Here is a 373-nt window from a genome sequence, read left to right as displayed (position 1 = left end):
TTCACAGTATTCGGTTAATGCCGGTAAGGCACCCACCGCCCCTTTAAATAAATGACCAAATTCGGTCGTGATTTTAAGCCAGTTCTCTGCAGGAATATTAAGTCTATTGAGGATATCTTGACTGCTTGAACTAATGGCACCGCGCTTATCTTCTCGTATAATTCGACCAGTATCTTCAACAAGCACAATGTAATCCTTCACACTGAACATCAACCCGTCAGGCATATTAAGGCATTCATCACCTACAAACGGCAGTAATTCTGCAGGTTGCTCACCCTTTATAGCGGAGTGAATTCTTCGCTGGATGCTGGTGTAATCGGAGGTTTCAGGGCTTGTCGCCATATTGGCGCGAATCGGGTTTAAATCAACATAC

At 44.2% G+C, this 373-nt stretch carries 1 pseudogene; it reads right to left on the bottom strand.

From position 1 onward, the window contains the following. A pseudogene (locus CXF72_RS00515) lies at positions 1-373 on the bottom strand (transposase); the annotation flags it as partial.

The sequence above is a fragment of the Psychromonas sp. MB-3u-54 genome (assembly GCF_002836415.1).
Lineage (GTDB): Bacteria > Pseudomonadota > Gammaproteobacteria > Enterobacterales > Psychromonadaceae > Psychromonas.
This window is presented reverse-complemented; position numbering and strand designations above follow the sequence as displayed.